The 9393-nt window shown below is 68.4% G+C and carries 3 protein-coding genes; all 3 read right to left on the bottom strand.

Annotated features, from left to right (window positions below):
* Positions 1 to 111: 111 nt before the first annotated feature.
* Genes uvrA through BA899_RS00750 form a run of 3 tightly spaced genes read right to left on the bottom strand, consistent with a single transcriptional unit; the run spans position 112 to position 9387 of the window.
* Complete coding sequence (gene uvrA, locus BA899_RS00760; RefSeq protein WP_159299421.1) at positions 112 to 5625, bottom strand: excinuclease ABC subunit UvrA; 5514 nt, start codon at positions 5623 to 5625, stop codon at positions 112 to 114.
* Complete coding sequence (locus BA899_RS00755; protein ID WP_235013271.1) at positions 5618 to 7591, bottom strand: GNAT family N-acetyltransferase; 1974 nt, start codon at positions 7589 to 7591, stop codon at positions 5618 to 5620. The genes uvrA and BA899_RS00755 overlap by 8 nt, the downstream gene beginning before the upstream one ends.
* Entirely contained in the window at positions 7591 to 9387 is a 1797-nt protein-coding gene (locus BA899_RS00750) for an ABC transporter ATP-binding protein (protein WP_159299419.1), read from the bottom strand. Before BA899_RS00750 ends, BA899_RS00755 begins: the two co-directional genes overlap by 1 nt.
* Positions 9388 to 9393: the final 6 nt, after the last annotated feature.

The following is a 9393-nucleotide window of genomic DNA, read 5'->3' as shown; positions in this document are numbered from 1 at the left end:
CGCCCGCCCCGCTTGAAAGCCGCCAGACGCTGCCGGCCGCGGCCTGATCATCGCCCCGACCGCCGCGACCGGCAGCGTCTGGCGGCTTTCAAGCGGGGCGGGCGGGACTGATCAGCGCCGGGCGCCCATGAACTCGCCGAGCAACCGGCCGGTGTGGGAGGTGGTGTTGCGGCAGACCTGCTCAGGCGTGCCCTGAGCGACGATGCGCCCGCCGCCATCACCGCCTTCCGGGCCCAGATCGATCAGCCAGTCCGCCTCGGCGAGGATGTCGAGGTTGTGTTCGATGACGACCACGCTGTGGCCTGCCTCCACCAGCCGGTGGAGGACACCGATCAGGCGCTCGACGTCGGCGATGTGCAGGCCCACCGTGGGCTCATCGAGGATGTAGAGCGTCTTCGCCGCCCGTGCACCGCCGGATTCGGGGCGTGCCTTTGCCAGCTCGCTGACCAGCTTGATGCGTTGCGCCTCGCCGCCGGACAGGGTCGGGCTGGGCTGACCCAGGGTCAGATAGCCCAGCCCGGTGTCGCGGAGCAGTCCGAGCGTGTGATGGAGGCGGTGATGGGCGGCGAAGAAGTCCACCGCCCGATCGATCTCCATGTTCAGCACCTCGCCGATCGAGCAGCCGCGCCAGGTGACCGCGAGTGTTTCCGGCGTAAAGCGCTGCCCGTGGCAGCTCTCGCAGGGCACGGTGACATCCGGCAGAAAATTCATCTCCACCCGACGCATGCCCTGACCTTCGCATTCCGGACAGCGGCCGTCGCGGGTGTTGAACGAAAACCGCCCGGGCCCGTAGCCGCGGATACGCGCCTCCTCGGTCTGGGCGAACAGCCGCCGGATCTCGTCGTAGATGCCGACATAGGTCGCGGGGCAGGAGCGCGGCGTCTTGCCAATCGGGGTCTGATCCACCTCGAGGACACGATCCAGGGATTCCCAGCCACGGATGGATCGGCAGCCGCGGGTCGGGCGGTCGGGGTCGCCGCGCCGCCCCAGGCGACCGGCGAGGCTGCCATGCAGGACATCGCGGACCAGTGTGCTCTTGCCCGATCCGGATACCCCGCTGACACCGATCAGGCGCGCCAGCGGCAGGCGGGCATTGACGCCACAAAGGTTGTGGGCCCGAACATCCTTGAGTTCGATCGCATCGGCGGCATGCGGGTCACGACGCTGACCGCGCAGGGGATGGGTCAGGGGATGCGCCAGCGCGCGCCCGGTCACTGAATCGGGGTTGTCGAGTAATTCCTCGAGGCGTCCCTCGGCGACGATGCGACCGCCTTCCACGCCCGCGCCGGGGCCCAGATCAATGACATGCTCCGCCCGACGGATGGTGTCCTCGTCATGCTCGACCACCACCAGCGTGTTGCCCTTGGCCTCCAGGGCCGAAAGGGTGTCCAGCAGCATGCGGTTGTCCCGGGCATGCAGGCCGATGGTGGGTTCGTCGAGGATGTAGCACACCCCCTGGAGGTTGGAACCGAGCTGGGCGGCCAGCCGGATGCGCTGCGCTTCGCCGCCCGACAGGGTGGGCGCGGCACGGTCGAGGGTCAGATAGCCCAGGCCTACGGCCTCAAGAAAGCCCAGGCGGCTCCTGAGCTCGGCGATGACATCATCGGCGATCAGGGCCTGGCGGGGCTCGAGGGCAACGTCGCGGAAGAACGCCGCCGCCTGCTCCACCGAGAATTCGCCATAATCGGCGATCCCGCGGTCCAGAAACCGCACCGACAGCGCCTCGGGCCGAAGCCGATGGCCATGGCAGGCCGGGCAGGGGCGGGCCGGGTCCTCGTCGGTCTGGCGCCATTGACGCTCCTCCCCGGTCTGGTCTTCATCAAAGCCCTGGATCAGCACGCCCGTGCCAAAGCAGCGCGGGCACCAGCCATGCCGGGTGTTGTAGGAAAACAGCCGCGGGTCGAGCGGGGCGAAACTGCGATTGCAGCCCGGACAGGCGCGTTGGGTGGAATACAGGGTTGACTGGCCGTCGGCGGTGGCGACCCGGACCTGGCCCTTGCCATAGCCGAGGGCATGCTCCAGGGCGCTGTCCAGTGCCTTCTCCCGGGCGGGGTCGGGGGTCAGCGTGACCACCGGCAGGTCGATGTCATGCTCCTGGTAGCGATCCAGCCGCGGCCAATTGTCGGTCGGTTGATCCGTGCCGTCGACATGCAGATGGGTGAACCCCTTGCCGGCCGCCCATTGGGCGAGATCGGTGTAGTAGCCCTTGCGCGCCACCACCAGGGGGGCGTACAGCGTAATGGCCTCGCCACGGTGGTCTTCCAGCAGCCGCGCGGCGATGGACGCCTGGCTCTGCTCCTGGATGGGGCGGTCGCATTGTGGGCAGTACTGCGTGCCCAGCTTGACGAACAACAGGCGCAGAAAATGATGCAGCTCGGTCATCGTCGCCACGGTGCTCTTGTGCCCGCCGCGACTGGTGCGCTGCTCGATGGCCACGGTGGGCGGGATGCCGAACACCGCATCAACATCCGGCCGTGCCGCCGGCTGCACGAACTGACGGGCATAGGCATTGAGCGATTCCAGATAACGCCGCTGCCCCTCGTTGAACAGGATGTCGAAGGCGACCGTGCTTTTGCCCGATCCCGACAGGCCGGTGATGACGGTGAGCTTTTCCTGGGGGATGCGCACATCGATGCCACGCAGGTTGTGCTCGCGGGCATTGCGGATCTCGACCGCTTTCGGCGGCCGGGGCGTGGTAACGGGGCCGGCGGGCTCGGCCACCGCCACGGCGGCATCGCCTGGGGCGGCCTGCTCGGCCAGGTAGCGCTTGAGCGCGATGCCGGTGTGACTTGCCTCGACCTGCATGACCGTCGCGGGCGGGCCGGCCGCCAGCAGCTGTCCGCCACCGGTCCCGCCCTCCGGACCCAGATCCACCAACCAGTCGGCGGCGCTCATGACGTCAAGATTATGCTCGATGAGAATGACGGAGTGACCCACGGTGAGCAGCCGCTCGAGGGCAGTGAGCAGGACCCGGATGTCCTCGAAATGCAGGCCCGTGGTGGGCTCGTCGAACAGAAACAGCTTGTGGCCGCCGCCGCGCCGGCGGGCCTTGGCCAGGTGCCCGGCCAGCTTGAGGCGCTGGGCTTCGCCGCCGGACAGGGTCGGCACCGGCTGACCCAGGGTCATGTACCCCAGGCCTACCGCGGCCAGCGGCTCGAGGCCGCGCAGCACATCCGGCTGATCGGCGAAAAAGCCCCGCGCCTCGTCCACGGTCATGTCCAGGCACTCGGCGATGGAAGCCGGTGCGCGGTCGCATTCCGCCGCCGGGGCCAGACGCACCTCGAGCACGGCATCGCGGTAACGGCGCCCGTCGCAGTTCGGGCAGCGCAGATATACATCGGACAGGAACTGCATCTCGATATGCTCGAAGCCGTTGCCGCCGCAGGCCGGGCAGCGGCCGGCACCGGCATTGAAGCTGAACGTGCCGGCGGTATAACCGCGCTCGCGGGCCAGTGGCTCGCGGGCGAAGGCCTTGCGGATCGGGTCGAAGGCGCCGACATAACTGGCCGGGTTGGAGCGTGTGGTGCGGCCGATGGCGGACTGATCCACCAGCACCACCTCATCGATCGGCCGGTCATGCTCGATGGCGTCGTGCTCACCGGGCGGGTCCACCGCCTCGCCCAGCCGTTTGCGCAATCCCCGATAGAGGATCGATTCAAGCAGGGTGGATTTACCCGAGCCCGAGACGCCGGTCAGGCACACCAGGCGGTTGAAGGGTAGGTCCACGTCGATGCCGGTCAGGTTGTGCTCGCGCGCGCCGCGGATTCTCAGCCACTGCTCCGGCGCCGGCCGCGCCGGCGGCTGGTCGCTGGCCGCCACCTGGCGGCGCCCCTGCAGATAGGCACCGGTCAGGGATCGGGTGTCCGCGGCCAGCGCCTGCGGCGTGCCATTGAACATGATCTGGCCCCCGGCGCGTCCCGGTCCGGGGCCGATATCGATCACCCGGTCGGCGGCGCGCATGATGTCGGGATCATGCTCGACCACCAGCAGCGTGTTGCCGGCATCGCGGAGTTGATGCATCACGCGGGTGATACGCCCGATATCGCGGGGATGCAGACCGATGCTCGGCTCATCGAGCACAAACAGCGTATTGACCAGCGAGGTGCCCAGGGCGGTGGTCAGGTTGATGCGCTGGACCTCTCCGCCGGACAGTGTCCGCGACTGGCGGTCAAGGGTCAGGTACCCCACCCCCACCTGAGCCAGAAAGCCCAGTCGGGTCTGGATGGCCTCGAGGAGCAGGGGCACCGCCTCGTCCATCGGCGGCGGCAGTTGCAGGGCGGCAAAGAAGGCCTCGGCCTGACTGAGCGGCCGGGTCATCAGGTCGTGCATGTTGAGGCCCGGCAGGGCCTCAAACCGGGATGCCCCGAGGGTGAGCCCGCGCGGCCGATGGCGCTCGGCGGGATCCATCGCTGCATTCGCCTCGGCATGATCGCCCAGGCGCCAGAGCAGTGCCTCGGGATTGAGTCGGGCGCCCTCGCAGTCGGGGCAGAGGTCGTAGCTGCGATATTTCGACAGCAGCACCCGGACGTGCATCTTGTAGCTCTTCGACTCCAGCCAGTCGAAAAAACCGCGGACGCCATACCAGTCATTGCGGCCGCGACCGTCACCCTCGAGCACCCACTCACGATCCGCCGCCGGCAGATCACGCCATGGGATATCCGTGGCAACCCCACGGCGGCGTGCATGGCGCATCAGATCCTTCTGGCATTCCGCCGATTTGCCGGACTGCCACGGGCGGATGGCGCCGCCGGCGAGGCTCCTGGACGGGTCGGGAATGACCAGGCCATCGTCAATGCCCATGATGCGACCAAACCCCCGACACGTCTCGCAGGCCCCCACCGGGGAGTTGAACGAGAAAAGGCTGGGGCTGGGATCGCGGTAATGGCGGTCGCAGTCGGCGCAGTGCAGGGCCTGGGAGAAGCGGTGCTCGGCGATCGGCTCGCGCGCATCATCGAGGACCTCCACCACCAGGTGGCCGCGGCCATGCCGGAAGGCGGCCTCGGCGGCCTCCACCAGCCGGTCGCGACGTCCCGCCTCGACCCGGACTCGATCCTGGGTGACGCGCAGATGGTGGTCGTCGAGTTCGCGGATGCGGGTATAGCCCTGGCGCTCGAGGAGCGTACGCAGTTCTGCGGCGCTGTATTGCTCGGGAATGGGGGTGTCAAAACCGATCACCACCCGTGAGGCGGGACAGCGCTGCTGGAGCTGGTGATAGACCCCCTCGGCGGTATCGCGGGTGACATGGCGGCCGCAGCCGGCGCAGAAAAGCCTTGCGCCCCGCGCGAACAGCAGCTTGAGGTGGTCATTGAGCTCGGTCATCGTGCCCACGGTGGAGCGCGAGGTGCGGACCGGATTGGTCTGGTCGATGGCAATGGCGGGTGGGATCCCCTCGACCCGGTCGGTGGCGGGCCGGTCCATGCGGTCGAGAAACTGCCGCGCGTAGGGCGAGAAGGTCTCCACATAGCGGCGCTGGCCTTCGGCATAAATGGTGTCGAAGGCGAGCGACGACTTGCCCGACCCGGAGACGCCGGTGATGACCGTGAACTCGCCAGTGGGCAGGTCCAGATCCAGGTTGCGAAGGTTGTTCTGGCGGGCACCGCGAATGCGGATGCTGGAATCACTCATCGTTGATCCTCGGGCTTTGGGCAATCAATTGGCGCAGTCGGGCGATCGCCGCCCGGCGTCCTGCCACGCCGCCGGCACGGGCCAGGGCGCCGGCCTCCTGGGGTGTCTCGACCGCGGCGGCAAGCAATGCCCGGTCGTGCGCGCGGCGGACGGCGCCGGCGGCGCTCGATGCCGCCCACCGGCAGAGTGCGCCATGGGTGTCGAGCAGCGGGCGATGCCCCAGGGCGAAGGCGCGCAGGTCGGCGGTGTCGATGCGCCGCCGCGCAGACTCGTCCGGCGGGTCGCGCCAGAGCCGCTTGCGCAGCTCAGAAGACAGATCGCGGAGGCTGTGGTTCAGTTGGTCGGGCAGGTGCACCGCCAGGCGCAGGCCGGCCTCCCGATACAGCTGCCTGCCCATCGCATTCAACCCTTGGAGAAGGATAACCGAGAATGTCCCGCTGCGGGCATCCTGGTGATTGCCCACGCGCACCGGCGTCAACCCGCAGGCCATCCAGAAATCCAGCAACCCGGCCGTCATCCCGAAACTGGTGCCGAGCCAGTCCTCGCCGGCCGCCTGTGCATCCTGCCGGGCCGCTGCGATCAGCCGTCGACCGATTCCCTGGCGCCGGCAGTCGCCACGCACGGCAATGCGCTGGATGCGCCGTCCGTGGTGTCGCGCGGCCTCCGCCACGCCGGCATGAAAGGTGAGCGACTGGGCGATCAGATGCCCGGCGGGGCGGCGTCGGCCCCGGTGGATCTCGTGGCATAGGTCGGCATCCAGACCGCCTTCGATGCGGGCCGCCAGAATGCCGACAATCCGGCCCTGACTGCGGGCGGTGTACAGGCGGATGGCCGGATCGTCGAGCAGCTGACGCAGATCCCGGGGACGTGTCTGGTAGTGGCCGGCCACGAGCAGCCCGAAGGCATCGCGCAGGTCCGATTCGTCGGCGGCCAGATCCGCGGCGCTGATGGCGGTGACCGTGACCGGACCCGCGGGCGCGGGCCCATCGGGCTCGGCACTCAACAGCAGGAGGCGGTCGATGAGCGCCTCGAGGGGGTCATCCGCCGCCCAGCGGACCGGCTGGTGCATGATCAGATGCTCGAGTGGACGCTGGCTGAGGGCCTCGGCCAGTCGCAGGATCAGGCCCCGACCACTGCCTTCGTAGCCGTGCACCGTGCCCGTCAGCACGCAGCGCGGGTTGTCATTGACCTGTCGAACGATCAGCGGCAGCGGCAGGGCGGCCGCCTCGTCGATGAGTAGCAGTGAGTCGTCCGGCGTGACGTCCTCGGGGGCAATGAACCGCGGGGCCGCGTCCCCGGCGCGGCTGATCGCGGTCGCGGCGGCCGCCCGGGACGGAGCGGTGAGACGGGCGGGACGATGGGGCTCCAGCGCCTGCAGCGCCATGCCGAGGGCGGCGGATTTGCCCCGGCCACGGTCAGCGGTCACCAGTAATGTGCCTCCGCCGGGCCGCTCGGCAAGGGTCGTGATGGCCCGGATGATCCTGCGCTGATCGGTGGTCGGCCGATCATCGGGTGACGTCGCGGACAGAGCGGCGGGCCGCGGACAGGGTATGACCCGAGTGGAGCGGTGCACGGCCGGGTCATGGGCGAGGCAGTCGGCCAGGCGGCGGATGAACACCGAGTCCCCGGCGCCGGCCTGGAGTGGCCAGTCTTCCGCCGGGGGCGTCAGCAACACGGCCATGCCGTTACCGTCGATGGTGCCCACAAGGGCGCCCAGGTCATCCGGATCAAGGTCCACATGGGCATCAATCACCCCCGCCGCCAGGGTCTGGCCAAGCAGCGCTCGCCCATGGCCGGGTGGCAGCGGTTGCAGCCGCGGGGCGAGTGGGCCGGGCCATCCCGTCAGCGGGGCACCGATCCAGCCGATCCGCGACGCCGGCCACTGCGTGAGCAGCGTCAGCGCCTGATGCCGACAGGTCCCGGCGTCACCCTCGAGCCAGATCAGTGATCGCCGGCCGCCCGGCATCACTGATAGCCCGCCGCCTGCAGCCGGAACAACCGGGCGTAGTGGCCGTCGGCGGCCAGCAGCGAGTCGTGGTCGCCGCGCTCGATGATGTGGCCGGCGTCGACCACGAGGATTTCGTCGGCCATCCGCACGGTGGAAAAGCGGTGTGAAATGAGGATCGCCATACGGTCTTCAGTCAGCGTGCGGAAGTGCTCGAAGATCTCCGCCTCGGCGGCGGCATCCATCGCCGCGGTCGGCTCGTCCAGCACCAGCACATCGGCGCCCTCACGCATGAAGGCGCGGGCGACCGCGATCTTCTGCCACTGACCGCCCGAGAGCTCGCGGCCGTCGCGGAACCAGCGACCCAGCTGGGCGTGGTAGCCGCCGGGAATCTCCTCGATGAAGGTCTCCGCCAGTCCCTTTTGGGCAGCGCGCTGCCAGCGTTCCTCGTCCTGGAAATGCGCCACGTCGCCGGCGCCGATGTTCTCGCCGACCGGCAGTTGGTAGCGCATGAAATCCTGGAAAATGATGCCGATCCGCTCGCGCAGGGCGGCGCTGTCCCAGTCACGCAGATCGGTGCCATCGAGCAGGATGCGCCCGGCGGTGGGTGAATACAGTCCGGCCAGCAGCTTGATCATCGTGGTCTTGCCGGAGCCGTTGCTGCCCACCAGCGCAATGCTGCGCCCGGGTGTCAGATGCAGCGACACATCGCTGAGCGCGTCACTGTCACTGCCGGGATAGCGAAAGCTCACCGACTCGAAGCGCAGACCATCACCGGGGATGTCGCCGGCGGTGGCTTCGCCCTGACCCACACTCACCGGCTGTTCGAGATACTCGTACAGGTTGGACAGGTAGAGGTTGTCCTCGTACATCCCGCTGATGGCCGTCAGGCTTGCGCTGACCGCGCTCTGGCCCTGTCGGAAAACGCTCAGGTACATGGTCATCTGACCCAGCGTGATGCGCCCGGCGACGGTGGTCACCACGATCCACGCATAGGTGCCATAGAATGCCAGCGTGGCGATCAGCCCCAGGGCAAAGCCCCACAGATCGCGCCGCAGTGTCAGGCGACGGTCCTCGCGATAGAGCCGTTTGAAGATGTCGCGATAGCGCTGCAGCAGCAAAGGACCCAGCTGGAAGAGCTTGACCTCTTTGGCGCTGTCCTCGCGGGCCAGAACGGTCTCCAGATACATCTGCCGGCGGGTATCGGGGCTGCGCCAGCGGAACAGCCGAAACGCATCGCCCGAGAACTTCGCCTCAGAGAAAAACTGCGGCAGTCCCGCCAGCACCAGAATCAGCACCGCCCAGGGCGAGAAGCCGAGCAGCAGGCCGGCAAAGCTGGCCAGCGAGATGCCGTTCTGGATCAGGCCGAAGGTGCGGTTGACCAGGCTGAGCGGCCGGCTCGAGGCCTCGCGCCGGGCACGAGTCAACTTGTCATAGAATTCCGAGTCTTCGAAATCGGCGAGCTGCAGCGACTGGGCCTTTTCCAGAATCATGACGTTGACCCGCTGCCCGAGCTGGGCGCGCAGCAGCGACTGGGCGATCTGGATGGCGCGCTGGGCCCCGGCGATGCCCATCATGATCACCCCCTCGAGGGCGACCAGCCAGAGCAGTTCGGTGGGAATGCCCTGGCGGGCATCAATGGCCGCGACCACCCCATCGACGATCAGCTGTCCGACCCAGGCGGCGGCGGCCGGCAGCAGGCCGGCGACGAGCGTGCCGGTGGCCAGCACCAGGGTCAGCAGGCGACTGGTCTGCCAGACTAGTTCGATGGCGCGGCGGCTGTAGCGAAAGACGCCCAGGTACTGTGAAACTGCCATCCGCTC

This window comes from Spiribacter sp. SSL99, from assembly GCF_009805925.1.
Lineage (GTDB): Bacteria > Pseudomonadota > Gammaproteobacteria > Nitrococcales > Nitrococcaceae > Spiribacter > Spiribacter roseus.
The sequence above is the reverse complement of the archived record's forward strand: the minus strand, read 5'-3'. Positions and strand labels throughout refer to the sequence as shown.

Excerpts from the sequence above, each read along its gene's own strand:
- BA899_RS00750 (WP_159299419.1), bottom strand. The coding sequence starts at position 9,387 with ATGGCAGTTTCACAGTACCTGGGCGTCTTTCGCTACAGCCGCCGCGCC.
- uvrA (WP_159299421.1), bottom strand. The coding sequence starts at position 5,625 with ATGAGTGATTCCAGCATCCGCATTCGCGGTGCCCGCCAGAACAACCTT.
- BA899_RS00755 (WP_235013271.1), bottom strand. The coding sequence starts at position 7,591 with ATGCCGGGCGGCCGGCGATCACTGATCTGGCTCGAGGGTGACGCCGGG.